Source organism: Kribbella sp. NPDC043289, from assembly GCF_056436705.1.
Genome location: NZ_JBWKCB010000002.1, coordinates 1,334,300 through 1,354,270, shown reverse-complemented (window position 1 = coordinate 1,354,270; position 19,971 = coordinate 1,334,300). Strand labels below are relative to the sequence as shown.

Below are 19,971 nucleotides of genomic sequence, written 5' to 3'. Positions count from 1 at the left end.
AAGGTCTTTCACCCACATCCCAGGTCTGTGCACGACTTGCTCTTCGCGCCAGGCAGCCGCGGAGTGCTGATCGCCACGTCACGGGATCCGGACGCGAAGCGGACATTCATCGTGACACCGCTCGCCGGCCGCTCTGTGGACGGGCCCGCTGGACCGGTGGCCATCAAGATCCCGGTGACGGTTGCGGCCTCGAGCGCGATCTCCCGGGAGACCCGGATGCTGATCGCGCTCGGCGAGGCGAACCTCGGCGGTCTCGAGCACACCGTGCCCCAGTATCTGGAAACCCTCGAAAGCGATGGGCTGCCGTCCGTCGTGACGACCGTCGTCCGGGGTGCTCCGATGAGCGTCGCCTATCACCGGTGGCTGCACACGTCCCGGCGGCAACCAGTGGCGACGGACTTCGCCCTGGCCGGTGGGTGGCTTCGCCACTTCCAGCTCGCCACTGCCGGCGACCGGGGCCGGATCACGTGGGCGAGCGAGGTCGCAGACAACCTGCGCGCCCGGTGGGCCGGACACCAGAAACTCGAGGCCGCGCAGGTGCGGCTCGCGGCCGCGGACCGGCAACTGAAGCGCCATCGGGTTGCCAAGACGATGGTCCACGGCGACTACTGGTTCGGGAACCTGCTCGTCGACGACGGGCGGATCTCCGGCGTCGTGGACTGGGAGAGCGGCGTCCGCGCGGGATGGCCGCTGCGTGATCTCGTCCGCTTCGCGCTCAGCTACTGCCTCTATCTGGATCGCCACACCCGCCCGGGACATCAGGTGCGCGGACATGGTGGCCTGCGGCGCACGGGGTTCGGTGCCGGGATCAGGTACGGCTTGCTCGAAGCCGGCTGGCTGCCCGATCTCGTCCGGCTGTACCTGCGCACCGGGATCGACGGCCTCGGACTGCCGTCAGTCCTCTGGTACGGCGCCGCACTCGCCGGCCTCGGCGAGATCGCGGCCACCGCGAACGACGACGAGTTCGCCGCGAACCACCTCGAACTGCTGGCCGACCTCCCCTACTCGCCGCTGGTCGCTGACCAGCCACGGAGCTGATGCTCGATGACGACGACGGTTCCCGCACCCACCGGCGGCATTGTCGGCTGGGCCACGCTGCCCCGCGGCGACGTACTCGCAGCGGTGATGGGACTGACCACTTGCCTGCTGCCGTTCCTCGTCCCCGCCGGTCCGGGGAACACTGCACCCGCCGACGCCGGGATCTCACTGTGCATCGTGCTCGCCGTGCTGTGGTCGGCTCGTGCGCACCTGCCGATCAAGCTGCCGTACGCGACGGGAGTGGCGGGGCTCGTGCTCGGTGGCGCGTTCGCGGCCTATGTCTCTGCCGCGCCGGGCGGAGCCGCGCTGGTGCTGATCCAGGACCTGCTGCTGTTCGCGTGGGGCGCCACACTCGCACTAGGGCGGCACAACCCGGCGATCGTCGGCGCGGTCACCGTGGCCTGGTGCCGCACGGCCACGATCTACTCGGGCGTGATGTCGGTCGCCTACCTGGTCGGGATCAACGCCCTGACTGGTGTCTCCGCGAAGGACGGCGTTCGCGCGTCGTATACCTTCGGCGACCCGAACCTGGCGGGCAACTACCTGGTCGTCTCGCTGTTCGTGATGGCCGCCTGCAAGCATCCGCGCTCCCCCGGCGTCCGGCGGATCGCGTACATCCTGGTGCTCACCGCGATCGGGTTCACCGGCTCGAACGGCGCGATGCTCACCTTGCTGGTCGGTCTGGTCCTCGCCTTCGCGGCGAGCAGGTACCGCAACCAGGGCGCCGTCGCCGGCGTGGCCGCCCTTGCGACCACCGCCCTGCTCGGCGGGCTCATGGTCGGGCTCGTGATGCCTCGCGTCGACCTCGGCCAGCTCCGTGAACGGGCGGCCGGCAGTGTGCCGCTGTTGCGCGACTCGTTCGGGCGGAGCGCCAACTCCAGCGGCGAGCGGGCGACGATCGTCAAGGAAGGCGCGAGCCTGTTCCTCGAAGGTGACGCCGCCGGTTTCGGACCGGCGCGAACGAAGGCGACCCTGGCCGCGACCCAGGCGCCTTACGTGAAGGAAGCCCACAACGACTACCTCGCGACACTGCTCGAGCGGGGCCTGATCGGGGGCATCGGGCTGCTCCTGTTCGGTGTCGCGATGTTCGTGCGCTGTCTGCGGCTGGTCTTCGGCACGTTACCGAAGGCGTACGCCGAACTGGTGCCCAGACCGTGGCTGCTCGCGGTCATCGGGCCGGTGATGGTCACGGCCGCGGGCTTCTACGAAGTCCTGCATTTCCGGCACCTGTGGACCTGGCTGGGCCTGATCGCGGCGCTCGTCCTCGCGATGCAGGATCAGCAGGAGGAGACGTCATGATCCGGTCCCGCCTGCACATCGGCGAACTGCTGCGGACCGTGCTCGCCAACTGCTCGGCCCGCCTCCTCGCGATGCTCGGACTCACGCTCGCGACCGTTCTGGTCGCGCGGACCGGTGGCCCGGCCGCGGTCGGCGAGTACGCGCTGCTGCGGATGATGCCCGGCCTGGTCGGCGTCCTGTGCGTTCTCGGACTGCCGGGCGCGCTCGCGTACTTCCTGGCGGAACCGCGACGAGAACTGCCGCGGCTGTGGCCGACCTTGATGGCGATCGGATTCGCCGGAGCTCTCACCGGTACCGCGCTGTGGGTGGCCGCCTCGCCGCTCATCGCCAAGGTGTTCTTTCCCCACGAGTCGCCGTGGCTGATCGCGGCGGCCGGCGCGACGGTCGCGACGCAGTTGTTCCTCACGCTCGGCAAGACCGCTCTCCAGGGCTTGGAGGATCGGCGTGGTGGCGACGTCATCATCGCGGCCGAGGAGCTCGCCTTCCTGCCGTGTTTCGTTCTCCCGCTGGTCATCGGCGTCCACGGCATCGCCGCGATCATTCTCGGACTCGGTATCGCCGACCTGGTCGTCGCCGTCGACGCCTGGCGCCGAGTCAGCCGCCTGCTCGGTTGGCGCCGGATGGGGCTGGCGGGCAACGGGCACGGCTGGTGGGGCCGGCCCGACCGCGTGCTCGGCAAACAGGTGGCGTCGTACGGCCTGCGTGGTCAGGTCGGGGGTCTCATCACGCTGCTCAACCTCCGACTGGACGTCGTGATCCTCGGAGCGATCGCCGGACCGGCGATCCTCGGTGGGTATGCGGTCGCGTCGAAGTACGCCGAACTGCTGCGGCTGCCCGGTACCGCACTGACCTGGGTCTTCTACCCACGGCTCGCGAAACTCGAGCGGAGCCAGGCGGCCGGTATCGCGCGGCGGATGATACGGCCGACGCTGGCCGGAATCATCGTCGCCGCGGTCCCCGTCGCGTTGCTCGCGTCGCCCGCAATGCGGTTGCTCTACGGGGCTTCGTTCGAACCGGCTGTGACGCCGGCGCGGGTTCTGGTCGCGGGCATGATCCTGGCCGGCGCTTCCGGCGTCGCCAGTGCGTATCTCTACGGCCGCGGGACGCCCGGCCTCAACTCCATCGTCCTCGGCGTCGGACTGGCCGTCACCGTCGTGCTCGACGTGACGCTGATCCCGCGGTACGGCGCTCTCGGCGCAGCGGTGGCATCGACAGCGGCCTACCTGTCGACGGATGCCTTGCTCATCGGTCTGCTGCTCCGCCTGAGCGCCGCCGAGCCACGCCACCGTGCAACTGTCGCCGTCGGCGAGGGAGCACCATGAAAGCAGTTGCCATCACCGCCGCTGTGCTGATGCTCGTCGTCGGCTGCTCCGGGAAGTCGCCGGTCAGCAATCCGACGGACACGCCAAGTCCCGTCTCGGCCACTCCGACTTCGCAGCCGGCGATGCCGTCCGGTGCAGCCACAACCAGCAGCGTGCCAGTGGATCTGTCTCGCGACCGGTACGTCGCCCTTGCCAACGCGCTCCATCGACGCGACGTTGCCATCTGGTGGGAGACCGACCTCGTAGCCAAGTGGCTCGAAGGGCCGGCCGCATTCGACCAGGCGCTAACCCGCCTCGGCCAACTGGCGAAGGTATCCGGGACCGCCGGCTTCAAGATCTCCGACGAGATCGGCTACGGCGACGGGCTGACGTCGACGGCCCAGGCCACCGACTTCCTGACCCAGGCGCGAAGCCGCTTGGCACAGATTGCCCCCGGCAAGCAGATCCTGGTGGATGCGGTGGTACCCGAGCTCGGCTGCCTGCCATGGCGCGGCGGGAACCAGGAAGGCTGCGCACAACGTGTCCGGCAGAAGTATCCGGCAGCGACAGCCGCAGCCGTCGAGAGTTATCTGCGAGCACATCTGATCGACCGGCTGGATCTCAGTACCGGCCTGCTCGACGAGAGCACCTACGCACGGTGGGGACTGGACCGGCAGACTGCGCAGACCGACATCTGGAACCGGATCCGCGCACAGGGTTGGGCCTCGCTGACGATCCTGCAGTCCCGCAAGGCCCTCGCGGACGCGAACGGCTATCAGGGCACTGCCGATCAGGCGGGAACCGACGCGGCCACGTACATCGACGTACCCGTCGCAGCTGGCGCGCAGGCGGTCGACATCTGGACCTGGCGGCAGCGTTACCAGGGCCAGGTCGTCAGCCTCCTGGCCCCGGACTTGCAGCCGAACCCGCTGTGGACCGCGATGGTCCGACGGCACCAGCAGGGCGTGCGACTGATCACGCACATGACGCCGTCGACCCTCCCCACGGACTCGGCAGGTTACAACCACGAGTGCGATCTCGCCGCGCAGACCTTCACAGCGATCTTCGTTGCCGCTGGCACCGGTCAGTAGAGGAGAAGCCATGTCATCGAACCGTCACGTCGCCACGATCAGTCCGGCCCGGCGCCTGTTGGACGTGCTGGTTGGCGGGCTGCTGCTGATCCTGGCCTCACCTCTGCTGGCTGCGGTTGCCGTACTGCTGCTCGTCACGAGTGGGCGGCCAATCCTGTTCCGGCAGGCGCGGGTCGGCGAGAACGGCCGGACGTTCACGCTGTACAAGTTCCGGACCATGCGAGTGGTTGCCTCGGGCCCCGAAGTCACTGCGGCGACGGACGCGCGGATCACCCGGATCGGCGGGTTCCTCCGGCGGACCGCGATCGACGAGCTGCCGCAACTCTGGCACGTGATCCGCGGGCAGATGACGCTGGTGGGGCCGCGGCCGGAGAGTGCTGCATTGGCCGCCGGATATCCGGAAGCATGCCGCCCGGTGCTGCAGGCCCGGCCGGGACTGACCGGTCCGGCTCAGCTGCAGTATCGCGAGCGGTCCGCCGTACCGCCGAACGGCCGGACCGACGTGGAGCGTTGGTACCTCGAGGTGCTTGTGCCGCTACGGGTCGCGGCCGACCGCGAGTACCTGGACCGGCCGACGGTTCGCCGCACGCTGTACTACTTGCTGGTGACCGCCTTGTTCGTGGTCGGACTGGCGGACCTACAGCAGCCGGTCGGCCCTCAGACCGCCTCTTCCTCGTAGGTGTCCACGGCCTTCACGACGAGCGGGTCGCAGCGCGCATTGAGACAGGTCCCGCTGTTCAGGTCGAACTCGAAGTTGTGGCCGAGGCACCGCAGGACGCCGTTCACCACTACGCCGGTCTCCGCCAGATCCTCTCCGGCGTGGGGGCAGTAGCGGCTCACCTGGACCTGCCTGCCTCCGACCGTGAACTCCGTGGTCTCCTCGGGATCCCGGGCGGCCTCGAACTCCTCGACCGCTCGCAGTGCCGCACGGTCGGCATGCTTCAGCAGACCGACCAGGTAGTCGTTGTACCGGTCGGGCTGTCGGCGCGCGGTGAAGCGCAGCGAGAGCAGCAGCTCCTCCCAGCGGATCCGGCCCGAGACGACACCGTCGAGCCAGCGGCCATCCATTGTCAGCCGGTAGTCGGCGTGCCCCTCGCCGCCGTCGAGCTCGACCACCACGCGGTCGGGCCCGATGCGTGCATCCCACACCCCGCCGTACGGTCCGGAGACGTCGAACCGCAAGGTCATGCCGATCCGGGCGAGGAAGTACTCCGACAGCGTGCCGAGCGACTCCAGGTGCGTCTTGAAGCGCCTGGCCAAGCCGGTCCGTGGCACGGGGTTCGCGGCCCAGGCGGCGTCGATCGCGTGCCGACGGCGAGCCGCATACTCCTCCAGATAGCGCCGCCGCTCCTCGGGCCCCGCGTCGAGCGCGAATCCGGCCCAGTGCCGGTCTCGTACGACGGACGAGTCATCCAGCCGGATCCGGTCACCGGGGAGGAGACACACGCCGGCCTGGCTCGGGATCCGGTCCGCGAGCCAGGCGAGCGCCTCGCCCTGGTCGGGGAAGATGCCGCCCGGGTGCAGGCCGCTGTTCAACTCGAACAGGTCGTCGTCGAGGAAGCAGGGCGGACCCGCGTAGGGCATGACCAGCCGCGGCTCGACCTGCCGGACCAGCCGCGTGACGGCCTTGAACTTGCCGATCCGCTTGATCGTCGAGATCCGCTCGCGCTCGACCTCGTCGAACTCGTACCGGACCGGATGCCAGCTCGCGCCGGACATCTGCACACCCATCACGTCCAGCGGTCCACCGACCTCGGCCATCGCACGCCGCGCCTGACTGAGCGAGATCCGCGCGTCGTTGGTGTGCAGTACGCTCCGGTCCCCGATCTTCAGCAGTACGGCGGAGTCGTGGCTCATCGGGCACTGCTCGGGAATGACCGTCAGCCAGTCGTGGTCGCTCAGTGGATGGCGCTGCCAGGCGTCCAGAACGACGATCCGGGTCCGGCCGATCGCACGGAGCCGACGCTGCATGATCGTCGACGGGTACCGCGGCACCACGACCGGAACCGACTGCGGCAGTCCCGCGATCAGGTCGAGGTCCAGATGGTCGAGATGCTCGTGCGAGACCACGACCAGGTCGACATCGAGCAGTTCGGGCGTCAGCAGGTGCGAGTTGTCCGGGAACGGGAACCACGAGCCGAGGAATGCGCCACCGGACGACAGCCACGGGTCGGCAAGCAGGCGAAACCCCGCTCCGTCGATCCGCAATCCGGCATGCCCCAGCGCAGTGACCATCGGCTCACTCATGTCACCAGGCTCCCGGCACCGCTCAGCCCGAACATCCCCCGCGTGCACGAGAACCTCTACGTCAATGCCCGTAGGCGGAGGTCATGCGCCCGCGCCCATTCGCAGGCCATCCAGGAACTGATCGACCGCGACAAGAACCGCCCCAGCGTCGTCATGTGGCGCCTGGCCAACGAACCCAACCACGTCACCGACCTGTTCGACGCCGTGCTGCTCAATCGCTACTACGGCTGGTACTTCGGCGGTGGCTTTCAGCGGCGAGGGTCGTGGCGGTGTTCTCGCTGAGCACGACGATTGGATGGCGACGTGCTTCGCGGAGAGTCAGGGGACGCTCGACGTGCTCCGGCTGCGCCAGATGTGGAGCCATCTTCGGGAGTTGCCGCGTACGGGTGCCGACGTGATGAGCCATGGTGGCCCTCCACGCCCATCGCCTCGGGCAAGATCTCGAACCATCCGCGTGCCTCGTCAAGATCTGCGGTGACAGGCCTCAGCTCCATCTGCCGAGGTCGAAGGCCGCATAGGCGGCTGGCACCTGAGCGGCCCGGTTGCGAGCTCTCGCCGGGCTGGTCACGAGGCGCCGCTGGATGGCATCGAAGCTCAGGCGACCATCGGCGCCGAGGACGACGAACTCGCCGTTCATCCATAACGATGCCGGCGGCCAGCTGCTGCGTAGCGGCGGTGACGACGTCAGGGAAGCGGTCGCTGATGTCGTTGCGATTGCGGGGCCAAGCCCCAGTGGATCCGAGCATTGGCGCTCAGAGCTGTAGCGACTGAGTGCCCAGGACGACGGCGAGGTCGAGGCGGCGGGAGTCTTCAGTGCCGGGCTCGGCGGTGTAAACGGTGATGCGCAGGTCGTCCATGGTGACGAGCAGGGTGTCACAGTCGAGGGTGATCGGGCCGACCGCTGGGTGGTCGATGGTCTTGTGTCGGGACGGGTCTGCCGGGGGCGGCGGCGCTTCGGCGTCCCAGAGCTCGGCGAAGCGCGGGCTGCCGGCGGTCAGGTCGGTGATCAGGCGCCGCAGCGCACGGTCGGCTGGGTAGCGTGCGGCGGACTGGCGCAGGTCGGCCACGAGCCGGGCCTCGTGCTCGGTTTGCTCCTGTGGGGTATGCACGACCCGTGAGGGCAGGCGGGTGACGTTGCGCCAGACGGCGTTGCGGTCCAGCCCGCGCCAGGTGGTCGTATCGCCCATGAGCGCGTCGTAGGGCGCGTTGGCGAGAACGAGTGTCCAGCTGGCGTCGTAGACGACCACCGGGGTGTGTGAAAGCCGGTCGAGCAGCCGTTGCACGCTCGAGGTGACCCGGGACGGCACGATGTCCGGGCCGGGTGCGGCGTGCCCCGCGAGCCGGTAGAGCAGGTCGCGTTCGGTGTCGGCCAGGCGCAATGCCCGGGCCAGTGACTCCACGACCTGGGCTGACGGCGCGGTCGCGCGTCCCTGCTCCAGGCGGGTCAGGTAGTCAGCCGAGATGCCGGCGAGCGCGGCCAGCTCCTCGCGGCGCAACCCGGTGGCCCGCCGTCGCCGGCCCGCCGGCACGCCGACGGCCTCCGGTGCCACCCGGTCGCGCCAGCGGCGTACCGTCCGGCCGAACTCCCACGCTTCCACAGGCTCCAGTGTGCGCGAGCCCGCACTGGGTTGTCCTGGCCCTGGCAGTCCTACGAAATCCCGACGACTGGTTGCCGCCCGCCATCTCTCGCAGGCTGCGGTTATGACCGAACCCGGAACCGTTCTAATCACCGGCCCGACCCGCAACCTGGGCCGCCACGCCGCGCTGGCCATGGCCGGCCGCCCGGACGGGCAGCGACCCGACCTGCTGCTGGTCGGCCGCGCCGGGCACGACCTGACGGCGGTCGCCGACGAGGCTCGTACCCTCGGAGCACACGTCCACGAGATCGGCTGCGACCTCGCCAGTCTGACCGACGTCCGTGCCGCCGCGGCCACCGTGCGCGGCCTACTCGCAGCGGCCGCCGTCCGGCCGCTGCGTGCGCTGGTCGCCAACGCCGGCACCATGTCGCCCGACACCCGACACGCCTCGCGCGACGGCTACGAGACAACTTTCGCCGTCAACTACCTCGCCCACGCCCAGCTCATCGGCGACCTGCTCGACTCCTTCACCGCCCCGGCAAGGGTCGTACTGCTCGGCTCGAACACCTATCACGCCAACTTCTGGCGCAAGCTACTGGGCGTGGCTGAGGCCAAATGGGCCGACCCCGTCGAGCTCGCCCGCCCGGCCACCGGTGAGCACGCCCCAGGCATGGCCGCGTCCGGCGTCGCATACTCCAACGCCAAGCTGGCGATCCTGTACTACGCCCACGAGCTGCAGCGCCGAGCCGGCGCCGGCATCAATGTGTCGGTGTTCGAACCGGGCTGGATGCCCGGCACCGCACTCGGCCGCGGCGCCCCGAACGCGCTTCAGGCGATCAGCCGCGCCCTGGGCCGCATTCCGGGCGTGTCGACGCCGCGGCGCTCAGGGCCGCTGCTGGCCGCGGTGGCCCTTGACGACAAATGGGCAGACCTGCGCGACGGCGCATTCGTGCTGAAGACCAAGCTGACCGAAGTGCAGCCGATCGCCCACGACCCCGGCCGCGAGCGACGCCTGTGGGAGGCGACCGCCGAACTGTTGGAACGCGCAGACGCATCCCGTAAGTAGGCACCGCCCCCAGGCAAACGTCGCAGCGGCGATGACCTGTTCTCCCGCTCCGGTAAGCACGCAGCCGCATACGGGCTCCTTGACTTGTTCAGTGAAGGTACCCGCCCCACTTCACCTCGTAGCGTGCTCCGCCCGGCAGCGCGGTAGGTGGCGGGATCTGGTCGGCCGAGCGGGCGAGCGCAACCTCGACTGGCCCGGCCAGGTCAGCCGGGATCCGCACCGCGGGGGGCTCAGTTCGGCGACGAGCCAGAGGCATCCCCGCTCCACGGCCTCCGAGGGCCGAACGGCGGCCACACCACCGTCACGACACGCCGCACAGTGACCGAGGTGTCGCGGTGCGGGCAAAACCGATGGACTGGCAACGAGTACCTATTTGAAGTGTGCGGTATTCCCTCACTCCTGGGGCGATCGGAGCTCGAGGTAGGACGGCATCAGGTCCGGGCGGATCGGGACGAACCTCATCGCGTAGCAGTTGCTGAGCCGGGTCACGTGGTGGAGTTCCTGCGCGTCGACCCCGCGCCCGAGAATCACTCCCGCCTCCATGCTGCTGATTGGACCTTAGCGCCAGGTATCTCCAGGGGTCCGGACGTAGCGGCGCCAGGTGTAGCGCCAAGGGATGACGGCCAGGACGACGACGGCGAAGGAGCAGTTGAAAAGCACGTCGCGCGCTTCGGCGTTCAGGTTGTTGGAAACCAGGCGGGGAATCGCGACGGCGCCGACCCAGATGACCTTCCAAGCCACCTCGAACAGCAGGATCGGCAGCATCCGCACCGGGTATCTGAGCCCGAGGAATGCCAGTAACGACATGGCTGTCAGCAGGCAGGCAACAACGCCTTCCATCACCGGGAGCGATCGAGCGTCCTGAACCACAACCGGCCACTTGACCAGCACCAGCCCCACCCCCATGAATGCGTACCCGAACCGCATGACATTCAGCCGACGGGTGGTCAGCTCCCGATCGTGGCGCGGGCTGGATGTTCGTTCGTCGCGGACGGTAGTGGTGGTGTGTGCGCTCATGGCGTGCAGTCCTTTTCTAGTGGTTGCGTCAGAAGGCGTCGGCGCAGCCGGTGCAGCTGCGGCATCAGCCCGTAGATCACGATCGGTACGGCGATGGTCGCGAGGACGAACGTCCGCTCGACCGGCGTCAGCGTGCCGAGCCAGTCGCCGAGGGCGAGGTTGAGCGGTGAGGGTCGGGAACACGGCCAGCCAAATCATCAGGGCCAACTGGTGCTTGGTCGGCGGTCCAAGTACAGCGGGCCGCGACGTCGGGACGGGCTTGGAGTCCGACACTGTTGTGGTCATGTACCAAGGCTGGCGGCGGGTGGGGCGTTCGGCTACGAAGGTTGCGGTTTGTGGGAAATGAGCGTCAGATGAGCTGGTGGAAGACGCCTCAGCGGCGGAGATTGCCGCAGTGCTCGAAGGGGTCGGAGGACGGCTCAAGCGAGTGCGCGCGCAGCGCCGAATGACGCTCACGGCTGTTGCGACGGCTACGGGGATCTCGAAGAGCACGATGTCGCGGCTCGAGACCGGACAGCGGCGGCCGACCCTGGAACTGCTGCTGGCGTTGTCGCATGTGTATCGGGTGCCGCTCGACGACCTCGTCGCCGCGCCGGTGCAAGGCGATCCACGCATCCGGCTCAAGCCCAGTCGCGTCAAGGGCCGGATGGTGATCCCGCTGACGCAGCAGCCAGATGGCACGCAGGCGTGGAAGATCGTCATTCCGACCAACAAAATCACCCCGGAGCTGAGGGCGCACGACGGCCACGAATGGATCTACGTGCTGTCCGGCCACCTGCGGCTCGTCTTCGGCGACGAGGACTGGGTGCTCGGTCCCGGCGAGGTCGCCGAGTTCAGCACCGACAAGCCGCACTGGTTCGGCAGCACCGGCAGCGAGCCCGCCGAGATCCTCAGCATCTTCAGCCGCCCCGGCGAACGGATGAATGTCCGAGGAACGACTCCGCATGCGTAGCGAAGGTCGGGGCGCATGAAGAGGACCTGGTCGAAGACCTTGTCGCCGGGATCGCGCAGCGGGGATTGGTAACGGGCTCGAATTCGAAGTGTCCGGACGTCACGGGACCAATCTCGCCGCGCACCTCGAGGTCAGTGGCCGCCGCCGTGCCCGCCACCATGACCGCCACCATCCGAGCCGTGCCCGCCGCCCTCGTGACCGCCCGCGCCGTGTCCACCCTGCCCGTGTCCGCCGCCGCCGTCGTGGCCGCCGCCTCCGTGGCCCCCGCCCCAGCTGTCGCCCCAGGCGCCATGGCCGCCCGACTGGCCATCAAAGCCGGACAGCGGAATGAAACTCGCGCCATCCCCGCCGCTGGCGAAGTAGCCCTGACCGTATGGGGCGAAGGCCCGGCCGGCTTCCCAGTACGGCACCCGACGCGAGCCGAGCTGCACATAGCGGATCTCGGGCTGCTCACCCGCACCGACGCGGGCGGCGTCCTGAGCACAGGCCGGAACTGTGCGGGTGCCGTGCCGGGGCCGGGTCCACATAACGTCGCTGGTCGACGGACCGTGCTGAGGATTGAAGAAGCAAGGCACTCGCCGCACGGGGACGGCAACGCCCGCGACCCGGGCGCGAACACAGGTCACGGCATAGCGGCCGGTCGCCAACGTGTCGGTGATCATGCTGATCGCCTCGGCGGACCGCAGGCTCTTGACGGTCAGCTGGGCGGAGTCGTAAGCATCGAGCGCGGACTGATAATCGCGTCGGGTCGCGGCGTCGAGCTCGTGGCCCGACACGTCCACACCGAGCCGCGACAACTCCTCCCCGAGCAGCGTGATGTCCTCGTCGGCGACCTTCTTGATCTGGCGCAGATCGACAACATCCTCACGGCGTGCCGCGCGACGATCCCACACCCGTCGGGCGGCGAGCGCGATACCGCCGCCGATCGCCGCGAACAACAACCACTCCATTCCTTGACGGTACGCCGGATACGCCCAGCCGGCGCGACGAGCGGCCCGGTCTTCGCGCCGACACGTTCCCACGTTCTGACCGGTCCACGCGCGACAGCGCAGAGAAGGTTCCGCTTACCCTGCGCAGTGTTGCATTTGATGCAATTCCTCCCGTTTGACTGGAAAGGAGTACATATTCGAAGTGTGCGCTCTTCGTCGGTTCTGCGTTGAGCTCGGCTAGTGTCCTGCTTCTGAAATCCGTGACATAAGTTGATCGCGGGCGGTTTGCCCGGTGATGCGTTGGAGGTAGCGGCTGAGGGAGTCCAGGATTTCCTCGGCGGTCTTCTTCCAGATGAACGGTTTCGGGTCGTCGTTCCAGGATTTCACCCAGGCGCGGATGTCGGCTTCCAGTGCCTGGACGCTCTTGTGGGCTCCGCGGCGGATCTTCTGATCGGTGAGGTAGGCGACCAGCGTTCGACCTGGTTCAGCCACGACGAGCCGGTCGGGGTCAAGTGCATGTGGAAGCGGGGGTGTTTGGGCAGCCAGGCCTTGATCGCGGGGGTTTTGTGGTGCCGTAGTTGTCGGCCACGATGTAGACAGCACTAGCGCACCCTCGGCGCCGCTCTTTGTGCCAGAATCGCTCGCCCCCGGGGAGTTGCGCGTCGAGAGCCGACTGATTCGGCTGGGGGTGCAACTAACCGCTGGTGAGCGAGCTCGCGAGACCGTCGAGGACGATGCCGAGCCCGAACTCGAACTCTCCGCCGAAGTCGTAGCCGGGTTGCATGATGTGCTCGACGGAGAACTCGACGAGGTGTGGGTAGTCGTCGGCGGCGTACTGCGCCATCATCTGCTCAGCGACCTCGGGGATGGTGTCTGGGCCGTTGATGGGCCGCCGTTGGTTCGGCGGTGACGAGGTTCGCGGTCGGGGATGAGGTCTACGGCATGTCCCGGGTTCGTTCGCTGAGTACGCGGCGGTGCTACAAGACAAACCTGCCCACAAACCGGCCGGGCTGTCGTTCGAGCAGGCTGCCGTCGTTCCGATCTCAGCAGCTACCGCCATCCAGGCCCTGTGCGACGCCGGCCAGGTCCAGCCCGGGCAGAAGGTGCTGATCCTCGGGGCGTCCGGAGGGGTCGGCAGCTACGCCGTGCAACTGGCCAAGGCTGTCGGAGCCGAGGTCACCGGCGTGGCAGGCACCGCGAAGCTCGAAACGTGTCCAAGAACCAGGGTCGGGGCCCTTGTTAGGTCAGGCTTGCCTCATTTATGCTTCGCACGCTTCTTTCCTGTCACCCATCGGAGTGCGCAATGTCCAGCCCGCAGATCGCCCTGCTCGGCGCTATTGCCGGATTCACCATCTATCTCGGCCTGCCGATCGGGCGGTTGCGTAGTCCCGCGCCCCGGCTGAGGGCAGGTCTGAACGCGGTCGCTGTCGGCGTCCTGATCTTCCTGTTCTGGGACATCCTCCAGCACGCATGGGAGCCGATCGACGGATCGCTGGCCGACAAGCGCTGGGGGGCGACGCTAGGCAACGGCGTGGTGCTCAGCGCGGGCCTGGCTGTCGGGCTGCTCGGGCTGGTGTACTACGACCGCTGGATCGCCCGCCGCCGTACGGTCCGAGCCAGCCTCGGGCCGGGAGCCGCCGCGAAGACCGATCCCGCGCTGGCCCCGCGGATGACATCGTCCGCGGCCGGGGGCCTTGCGGTGATGATCGCGACCGGTATCGGTTTGCACAACTTCGCAGAAGGGCTGGCGATCGGCAACTCGGCTGCCGCGGGTGAGATGTCACTGGCCGTGCTCTTGATCATCGGCTTCGGGCTGCACAACGCCACCGAGGGATTCGGCATCGTCGCGCCGCTGGCCGCCGCAGGCGTGCGGCCATCCTGGTCGGCGCTCGCATTGCTAGGGCTGCTCGGCGGCGGTCCGACGTTCGTCGGAACACTGGTCGGGCAGCGGTTTGTCAATGAGACGGTGTCAGTGGCGTTCCTCGGCCTGGCCGCGGGCTCGATCCTGTACGTCGTGATCGAGCTGCTCGCCGTGGCTCGCAAGGCCGGATTCAAGGAGCTCACCACCTGGTGCGTCCTGTGCGGCCTGCTGGCTGGTTTCGCGACGGACGCGGTTGTGACGGCAGCCGGCGCGTAGAACAGCGACTAGCCTGCTACTCCCGAAGTGACTTGGGTCTGCTGCACGAGTAGGTGACAGTTTCGGTCACGCGATCTGACTGGCCAGCGTGGTCATGATTGCTTCGTATTCGACGGGGGTCAATCGGCCGAGTGCGGCTTGTCGCCTGCGGCGGTGGTAGGTCCGTTCGATCCAGCCCACGATCGCGATCCGGAGCTGTTCGCGGGTATTCCAGGGCTAATGCCGAAACCCAGGCGCCTCATCGGCTCCCGCAGCGCCTCCGGCCTCGCTGGCGTCGTGGCTCCATGCAACCCAGTTGTGCACTCCTCATGGACGGCCGCGATCCGCATCGCCCTGTGGCCAGGAGGCGATCGAGACCCGAGACTGCCCGAGCAGTCTCACTCCAGGTGGCGAGACTACTTGGGCCGCTCTATCGAGGCCGGCACCAGAATTGTTTACACCTTTTTACGCACCCCAATCGGCGCGAGAGGACGGTCAGCGACGTGCGCGGCAACCTCGTCCTCTGCAACGGCGAGGACGCGAGCGTAGCTGCGTCGAGCGTCCGCACGCTTACTGTGGGGCATGGCGCTACCTCCATTCTTGCCAAAACGGCGTGGCTGCCGTGTCGTACTCCAGCAGCAGGACAACCCATTCCGCTTCTGAGGTCCTACGACTGGCAATCATGGACCGGTCAGTCCATTATAGGTACTCTGAGTGTGTGTCGCGTCCACGTCAGTTCGATGAACAGCGCGTCCTGGCGGCCGTGCAGGCGGCGTTCTGGGACAACGGGTACGCGGGCACATCACTCGAAGACCTCCTGGCAGCCAGCGGGCTGGGCAAAGGAAGTCTGTACGGGGCGTTCGGGGACAAGCGGACCTTGTTCCTGCGCGTGCTGCGGCAGTACGACGAGGCCAACGATCGGATGCTGCGCACGTGGCTGGAGCAGGCCGACCACGCTATCGATGTGATTCGCGGTTTCGTGACCGGACCCGTCAGCGATCCTGGCGGCGAACAGGCCCGTCGGGGTTGCTTGCTCGCCAATACAGCGATGGAGCTCTCCGTGAGCACCTCCGAGGTGGCGGCTGAGGCTCGGCGCAGCTACGCCGCGACCACTTCTGTGCTGGTGGACGCGATACAGCGAGCGCAGCGCGAGGGAGACATCGCGCCCCATGTCGACCCGGACGGCGCCGCCCATGCGGTGCTGGCGGGTCAGCTCGGACTGATCGTCCTCGGTCGGGTCGGCCAGGATCCGGCTGCCCTGTTGATCATGGCCGAGACCCTGCTCGATGGTCTATTGCCCAAGTCTTGAGCGTTTCCGGAGGGGGCATGAGGTAGATCACCGACCAAGTTCTTGACCGATCAGTCCATATCGGATGATATGGACTGATCGGTCAAGAATCTAGGGAGATGGGAAGCCACCATGAAGGTTCTGGAAGACAAAGTCGCGGTCGTGACCGGAGGTAACGCGGGCATCGGACTGGCGATCGCGCGGGCTTATCTCGACGAGGGTGCCCGGGTGTTCGTCGCCGGCCGTCGCCAGGCGCAGCTCGACGAGGTCGAGGCCGACCTCGGTCCCGGGGTGACCGGGGTCCGCTGTGACGTGGGCAGGCTCGAGGACCTCGACGTGCTCTATGCGACGGTCGCCGAGCAGGCGGGTCGGATCGATGTCCTGGTCGCCAACGCCGGGATCGGGATCGTGGCGCCGTTGGGCGAGATCACCGAGGAGCAGTTCGACGCCATGTTCACCACCAACGTCAAGGGCTCGCTGTTCACTGTGCAGAAGGCGCTCCCGCTGCTTTCGTCGAGGGCGTCGATCATCCTCACCGGATCGACGGCGGCCTCGCGGCCCGAGCCGTACCTGCCCGTGTACGGGGCCACCAAGGCCGCCCTCCGTAATCTGGTGCGCGGGTTCGCCCACGATGCGGGGGAACGTCAGTACCGGATCAACATGCTCTCCCCGGGCGGCACTCACACACAGGGTTTGGTCGACCTGATCTCAGCTGAGACGGTCGCCACCGCTGGGGCGTCGGTTCCACTGGGTCGGTTGGCCGAGCCCGAAGAGATTGCCGCGGCGGCCGTCTTCCTCGCCTCGGATGCGTCCAGCTACGTCAACGGTTCCGAGCTTGCTGTGGACGGCGGCGCCGCCCAGATCTGAGCCGTGCAGGCGCATCCCGCCCGGCCGGCAGGAGCTGTGGAATGCCCGAGTGAACGGCACTGCTCGCCAACGAGCCGGAAGGAGCGGGTCCGAGACAGAAGCATTGCCCGATTCCGGTGGCGCTGAGTGTCAGGTTCTGAACGGACACCGCGGGACGGCCACTGCGGGACATCGGAGGCAATGGCTGTGATCTGCTCGTACCTGACCGGCCTGGAATCCGCCTACCTGTAGGACGTCAAGTCGCGACACGCATCGACCGGCAGCTTCTCGACGGCGGTGACCCGAGGCCGCTGCATCAGGACCACGAAGGGCGACAGTGCTCTCCAGCAGCCAGACCTTCGGGAGCATGAGCACAGAGGGCGAGGAGTTGGCGTACGACGTTCAGGCGTTGAGACCCGCCATCTTGATCGGCGACACGACCGGGAAGGCGCCCACCCTAGACGCTCGAGATGGCCGACGTTCGGGAGGCGAGGAGCCCAATGGCGTCCAGTGTGCGAAACGCTCGGCGAGCCAGACCAGCTGGCCGACCGGCGAATCGGTCAGGGCGTGACCGATAGTCTGCGGGGTGAGCGCTTGCAGAGCCTGGCACGGCGGACGATTCGCGATCAGCTGCCTGATCTTGTCCAGCGGGCTTCGTCGATCGCGCGGCGTGAGCTCCAGCCGCGCTCGCGGGTCGGCCCGGAGAGCAAAGTGAATGTTCTGACTCTCGATCTCCGTAGTGACGTCCCCAACGTCGCTTGATGAGGCACTAGGTCGCCTGAGCGGGCTCCTCGAACGCACGAGCCCCAGGTCGCCACGGTGGTCAACCTCGTCACGGATCCACACCGAACGCGGCGTTGGAACGCCGCTGCTGGTGCTCCTCGGCAACGAATCGGGTCACCAGTCAGGGCTCCAAGTCCCAGAGCGCGCTGATCGGCATGGCGCGCAGTTTGGGCCCGAACGGGAGAGTGTGCTGGCCCGTGTGCAGGACCAGACCGGCGATGAAGTCATCGCCAAGTCGATCCTGGAGATGCCGCAGGCCGCGGAAGTCGTCGGAGCGTGGGGTCGATGACGCCTTGATTTCGATTCCCACCACCCGGCCGCGGCGGTTCTCCAGGACGGCGTCGACCTCGACCTGGTCGCGGGTGCGGTAGTGATACAGGTCAACACGCGTGTCGTTCCAGCCCTGCTGCCTGGCGAGTTCCATCAACACAAAGCCTTCGAGCAGCGGCCCAAACGCGCTCCCCGGCCGCTTGAACTGGGCTGTGTCGGCTCCCACTAGGTTCGCCGCGATCCCCGAGTCGGTCACGGCGACCTTCGGAGTGCCGGTGACTCTGGTGCTGAGGTTGCGCGACCAGGCAGGGATCAGCTTGATCAAGAAGATCTCCTGCAGCAGGCTCACATAGCGCGCGACGGTGTGATTCGCCAGGCCCGCCTTGCCGGCCAGCTCATTGATCACCAACTGTCCGCCGGAACGTGCGGCGATCAACCGGACGAGCTTCTGCATCTCGCCGACCTTCTCAATCTCGCCGACCTGGCTGACATCGCGCGTGATGAGATTGCTGACATAGGAGTCGAAGAACCTCTGCCGCCGGCGCGGCTGATCACGCGCCACCGCCTCCGGAAAACCACCCCGAACCACACGATCGGCATAATCGGCACGCTCGAGATCAGACGCGTGCCGCAGGTCCGGGCCGTGGGTGAAGATCGCATCGATGAACCGATCCGGTCTGCCGTCGATCTCACCTTGCGCGAACGGCCACAACTCGATCGTCTCCATCCGCCCAGGCAGCGCATCCGGCAACGTCCGCAGACCCAGAACCCGCGCCGACCCCGTCAACAGAAACTGACCAGGCACCGGCCGCTCGTCAACCCGCGCCTTGATCGAAAGAAGCAGCTCCGGCAGGCGCTGGATCTCGTCAATGATCATCGGCTTCGAGCCCGCCACGAACTCCCGGGGATCCTCGCGGGCCGCCTCACGAATATCGGTCTCATCGAAGGTGTACCACTCCGCGTCCACCGCGGCCCCGACCAGCCGCACGAGCGTGCTCTTGCCGCTCTGCCGCGCACCATTCACCAGAACAACCCGGGTATCGGCCATCGCCTCGTCTATCAGCGCACGCGCATGGCGTGGCAGGACGCGCCCCAACGGCGACTCGGGCTCGGCCCGGGGTTCCAGATCATCGCTCACCCTGCGAGTATGCCACTGACTGCAAATCTGCCGCCACCTCATCTGCAAATCTGCCGATGGCTGGTTGCAAATATGCCGACAGCCTGGCTGCAGATCTGCCGCTCCTGGGCCCCAGCGTGCCGGGGAGGCAAGACGCGAGTCACGCCACTTCCGGGGCAGGTGTCGCCCCGGATCCGACGAATTGTGTGAGACTCTCGGCAGCGGATGCGGGGGACGCGATGCCTCCTGGAGGAGCGGCAATGGATATCGGGGACGTGGCCCGGTCCGGAGCCGCGAGTACGACGTGCGCATGGCCAATTGGAAGCGGCTGGGCGCCTACTAGCAGACCGATCACGAAGAGTCGGCGGCCGCGATCGTGTTCCAGCTCCTCATTCGTGTGGGGGTCGCTGAGTGGAATGGCAGCGGGCGCAATGGGCGACCAGCATCCACGACCCAGCGGGTCTCGAACAGATCATCGGTCTGCCCGTGGCCGATCCTCTCGCGCAGACCGAGTGGTTCGAGCTCGACGCGGATCAGCTCGTCTCGCCGGAAGGCACGACGATGATCTCGAGTACGCCTGCCGGACGACACCGATGACCGTTCCGCCGTCGAACGACGGTCGCCGAGGATCCAGGAGCTGCTGCGCGGACCGCGTGCACGCGAGGTCTCCATCGTCATCCCCACACCGGTCATCGCGCAGATTGTCTGGTAGGGCGGACGGCAACCCGACCGTCGGCGCTTCCTGGCCGACTCGTACCTGCTCCATTGGCCTCGAGATCGGAGCCCTGCTCAGCCGGAGCGGCACCGCGAACGCGGTCGATGCCTGTGTCGCGATCTGCACCCGCACCTGGACCACTGCCCGTGGTGACGTCCGATCCGGACGACCCGCGAGAGCTCGATCCCACCCTCCCTCTCGTCACGATCTCCGCGCCTCCGACTCACGAACTGAGTCAACTGCTCGACGCTGACGACCGCTTGTCACCCGTTGGCCCGGTCTAAGGTTCGAGCAAGGACTGAGGTCTCCGCCAGTTGCA

20 protein-coding genes and 2 pseudogenes are annotated in these 19,971 nt (G+C 67.6%); 12 read left to right on the top strand and 10 right to left on the bottom strand.

Going from position 1 to position 19,971, the window contains the following annotated elements:
- Positions 1-27 precede the first annotated feature (27 nt).
- From AC0662_RS18270 to AC0662_RS18250, 5 genes are read left to right on the top strand one after another with little or no spacing between them, the layout of a single operon-like run.
- Positions 28-1,038, top strand: a complete 1,011-nt coding sequence (locus AC0662_RS18270) for an aminoglycoside phosphotransferase family protein (protein ID WP_478301877.1) — start codon at positions 28-30, stop codon at positions 1,036-1,038.
- 6 nt (positions 1,039-1,044) lie between these two features.
- Positions 1,045-2,337, top strand: coding sequence for an O-antigen ligase family protein (locus AC0662_RS18265; RefSeq protein WP_478301875.1), 1,293 nt, complete (start codon positions 1,045-1,047; stop codon positions 2,335-2,337).
- Complete coding sequence (locus AC0662_RS18260) at positions 2,334-3,659, top strand: oligosaccharide flippase family protein (RefSeq protein WP_478301873.1); 1,326 nt, start codon at positions 2,334-2,336, stop codon at positions 3,657-3,659. Before AC0662_RS18265 ends, AC0662_RS18260 begins: the two co-directional genes overlap by 4 nt.
- Positions 3,656-4,729, top strand: a complete 1,074-nt coding sequence (locus tag AC0662_RS18255; RefSeq protein WP_478301871.1) for a hypothetical protein — start codon at positions 3,656-3,658, stop codon at positions 4,727-4,729. The genes AC0662_RS18260 and AC0662_RS18255 overlap by 4 nt, the downstream gene beginning before the upstream one ends.
- Positions 4,730-4,739: 10 nt before the next feature.
- The gene (locus AC0662_RS18250) at positions 4,740-5,408 is read left to right on the top strand and encodes a sugar transferase (protein ID WP_478301869.1); all 669 of its coding nucleotides are present in this window, start codon (positions 4,740-4,742) and stop codon (positions 5,406-5,408) included.
- Here the strand turns inward: AC0662_RS18250 and AC0662_RS18245 are convergent.
- On the bottom strand, positions 5,387-6,976 hold the full coding sequence (locus AC0662_RS18245) for an MBL fold metallo-hydrolase (RefSeq protein WP_478301867.1): 1,590 nt from the start codon (positions 6,974-6,976) through the stop codon (positions 5,387-5,389). The genes AC0662_RS18250 and AC0662_RS18245 overlap by 22 nt on opposite strands.
- 42 nt (positions 6,977-7,018) lie before the next feature.
- On the opposite strand from AC0662_RS18245, the gene AC0662_RS18240 reads away from it, so the two are divergent.
- A complete protein-coding gene (locus AC0662_RS18240) occupies positions 7,019-7,258 on the top strand; it encodes a glycoside hydrolase family 2 TIM barrel-domain containing protein (protein WP_478301865.1) in 240 nt (79 codons plus the stop codon).
- A gap of 202 nt (positions 7,259-7,460) precedes the next feature.
- On the opposite strand, the gene AC0662_RS18235 is transcribed toward AC0662_RS18240, so the two are convergent.
- Both AC0662_RS18235 and AC0662_RS18230 read right to left on the bottom strand, forming a co-directional pair.
- Positions 7,461-7,613, bottom strand: coding sequence for a hypothetical protein (locus tag AC0662_RS18235; protein WP_478301863.1), 153 nt, complete (start codon positions 7,611-7,613; stop codon positions 7,461-7,463).
- A gap of 115 nt (positions 7,614-7,728) precedes the next feature.
- Entirely contained in the window at positions 7,729-8,574 is an 846-nt protein-coding gene (locus AC0662_RS18230; RefSeq protein WP_478301861.1) for a helix-turn-helix transcriptional regulator, read from the bottom strand.
- 103 nt (positions 8,575-8,677) lie between these two features.
- Here AC0662_RS18230 and AC0662_RS18225 point away from each other — a divergent pair, with 103 nt between their 5' ends.
- Positions 8,678-9,619 carry an SDR family NAD(P)-dependent oxidoreductase gene (locus AC0662_RS18225; protein WP_478301859.1) on the top strand — a complete coding sequence of 314 codons (942 nt, stop codon included), beginning with the start codon at positions 8,678-8,680 and terminating at the stop codon, positions 9,617-9,619.
- Positions 9,620-10,012: 393 nt separating this feature from the next.
- Here AC0662_RS18225 and AC0662_RS18220 read toward each other — a convergent pair whose 3' ends face one another.
- Together AC0662_RS18220 and AC0662_RS18215 are read right to left on the bottom strand one after the other, a co-directional pair.
- On the bottom strand, positions 10,013-10,162 hold the full coding sequence (locus tag AC0662_RS18220) for a hypothetical protein (RefSeq protein ID WP_478301857.1): 150 nt from the start codon (positions 10,160-10,162) through the stop codon (positions 10,013-10,015).
- Positions 10,163-10,177: 15 nt separating this feature from the next.
- The gene (locus tag AC0662_RS18215; protein WP_452195461.1) at positions 10,178-10,636 is read right to left on the bottom strand and encodes a hypothetical protein; all 459 of its coding nucleotides are present in this window, start codon (positions 10,634-10,636) and stop codon (positions 10,178-10,180) included.
- Between the two features lie 361 nt (positions 10,637-10,997).
- Between AC0662_RS18215 and AC0662_RS18210 the strand changes: the two genes are divergently transcribed.
- Entirely contained in the window at positions 10,998-11,588 is a 591-nt protein-coding gene (locus AC0662_RS18210; protein WP_452195459.1) for a helix-turn-helix domain-containing protein, read from the top strand.
- 131 nt (positions 11,589-11,719) lie between these two features.
- On the opposite strand, the gene AC0662_RS18205 is transcribed toward AC0662_RS18210, so the two are convergent.
- The 3 genes and pseudogenes from AC0662_RS18205 to AC0662_RS18195 all read right to left on the bottom strand — a co-directional run bounded on the left by AC0662_RS18205 (position 11,720) and on the right by AC0662_RS18195 (position 13,364).
- The gene (locus tag AC0662_RS18205; RefSeq protein WP_452195457.1) at positions 11,720-12,538 is read right to left on the bottom strand and encodes a hypothetical protein; all 819 of its coding nucleotides are present in this window, start codon (positions 12,536-12,538) and stop codon (positions 11,720-11,722) included.
- Positions 12,539-12,754: 216 nt separating this feature from the next.
- Positions 12,755-13,086 (bottom strand): annotated as a pseudogene (locus AC0662_RS18200) (hypothetical protein); the annotation flags it as partial.
- A 125-nt stretch (positions 13,087-13,211) separates the two neighbouring features.
- A complete protein-coding gene (locus tag AC0662_RS18195) occupies positions 13,212-13,364 on the bottom strand; it encodes a hypothetical protein (RefSeq protein ID WP_452195456.1) in 153 nt (50 codons plus the stop codon).
- Positions 13,365-13,820: 456 nt separating this feature from the next.
- On the opposite strand from AC0662_RS18195, the gene AC0662_RS18190 reads away from it, so the two are divergent.
- Positions 13,821-14,654 (top strand): ZIP family metal transporter, encoded by an 834-nt coding sequence (locus AC0662_RS18190; protein WP_452195454.1) that lies wholly within the window; start codon positions 13,821-13,823, stop codon positions 14,652-14,654.
- Between the two features lie 66 nt (positions 14,655-14,720).
- On the opposite strand, the pseudogene AC0662_RS18185 reads toward AC0662_RS18190, so the two are convergent.
- A pseudogene (locus AC0662_RS18185) lies at positions 14,721-14,867 on the bottom strand (IS3 family transposase); the annotation flags it as partial.
- 484 nt (positions 14,868-15,351) lie between these two features.
- On the opposite strand from AC0662_RS18185, the gene AC0662_RS18180 reads away from it, so the two are divergent.
- Both AC0662_RS18180 and AC0662_RS18175 read left to right on the top strand, forming a co-directional pair.
- A complete protein-coding gene (locus tag AC0662_RS18180) occupies positions 15,352-15,942 on the top strand; it encodes a TetR/AcrR family transcriptional regulator (protein WP_478301854.1) in 591 nt (196 codons plus the stop codon).
- A gap of 111 nt (positions 15,943-16,053) precedes the next feature.
- The gene (locus AC0662_RS18175) at positions 16,054-16,788 is read left to right on the top strand and encodes an SDR family NAD(P)-dependent oxidoreductase (protein WP_478301852.1); all 735 of its coding nucleotides are present in this window, start codon (positions 16,054-16,056) and stop codon (positions 16,786-16,788) included.
- An 883-nt stretch (positions 16,789-17,671) separates the two neighbouring features.
- Here AC0662_RS18175 and AC0662_RS18170 read toward each other — a convergent pair.
- Entirely contained in the window at positions 17,672-18,958 is a 1,287-nt protein-coding gene (locus AC0662_RS18170) for an ATP-binding protein (RefSeq protein ID WP_478301850.1), read from the bottom strand.
- Between the two features lie 390 nt (positions 18,959-19,348).
- On the opposite strand from AC0662_RS18170, the gene AC0662_RS18165 reads away from it, so the two are divergent.
- Positions 19,349-19,534, top strand: coding sequence for a hypothetical protein (locus AC0662_RS18165; RefSeq protein WP_452195447.1), 186 nt, complete (start codon positions 19,349-19,351; stop codon positions 19,532-19,534).
- Positions 19,535-19,971: the final 437 nt, after the last annotated feature.

What these genes read in the sequence shown, in the direction of transcription:
- AC0662_RS18190 (WP_452195454.1), top strand. Translation starts at nt 13,821, where the DNA reads ATGTCCAGCCCGCAGATCGCCCTGCTCGGCGCTATTGCCGGATTCACC.
- AC0662_RS18265 (WP_478301875.1), top strand. Translation starts at nt 1,045, where the DNA reads ATGACGACGACGGTTCCCGCACCCACCGGCGGCATTGTCGGCTGGGCC.
- AC0662_RS18255 (WP_478301871.1), top strand. Translation starts at nt 3,656, where the DNA reads ATGAAAGCAGTTGCCATCACCGCCGCTGTGCTGATGCTCGTCGTCGGC.
- AC0662_RS18175 (WP_478301852.1), top strand. Translation starts at nt 16,054, where the DNA reads ATGAAGGTTCTGGAAGACAAAGTCGCGGTCGTGACCGGAGGTAACGCG.
- AC0662_RS18250 (WP_478301869.1), top strand. Translation starts at nt 4,740, where the DNA reads ATGTCATCGAACCGTCACGTCGCCACGATCAGTCCGGCCCGGCGCCTG.
- AC0662_RS18225 (WP_478301859.1), top strand. Translation starts at nt 8,678, where the DNA reads ATGACCGAACCCGGAACCGTTCTAATCACCGGCCCGACCCGCAACCTG.
- AC0662_RS18260 (WP_478301873.1), top strand. Translation starts at nt 2,334, where the DNA reads ATGATCCGGTCCCGCCTGCACATCGGCGAACTGCTGCGGACCGTGCTC.
- AC0662_RS18205 (WP_452195457.1), bottom strand. Translation starts at nt 12,538, where the DNA reads ATGGAGTGGTTGTTGTTCGCGGCGATCGGCGGCGGTATCGCGCTCGCC.
- AC0662_RS18235 (WP_478301863.1), bottom strand. Translation starts at nt 7,613, where the DNA reads ATGAACGGCGAGTTCGTCGTCCTCGGCGCCGATGGTCGCCTGAGCTTC.
- AC0662_RS18245 (WP_478301867.1), bottom strand. Translation starts at nt 6,976, where the DNA reads ATGAGTGAGCCGATGGTCACTGCGCTGGGGCATGCCGGATTGCGGATC.
- AC0662_RS18215 (WP_452195461.1), bottom strand. Translation starts at nt 10,636, where the DNA reads ATGAGCGCACACACCACCACTACCGTCCGCGACGAACGAACATCCAGC.
- AC0662_RS18220 (WP_478301857.1), bottom strand. Translation starts at nt 10,162, where the DNA reads ATGGAGGCGGGAGTGATTCTCGGGCGCGGGGTCGACGCGCAGGAACTC.
- AC0662_RS18195 (WP_452195456.1), bottom strand. Translation starts at nt 13,364, where the DNA reads ATGATGGCGCAGTACGCCGCCGACGACTACCCACACCTCGTCGAGTTC.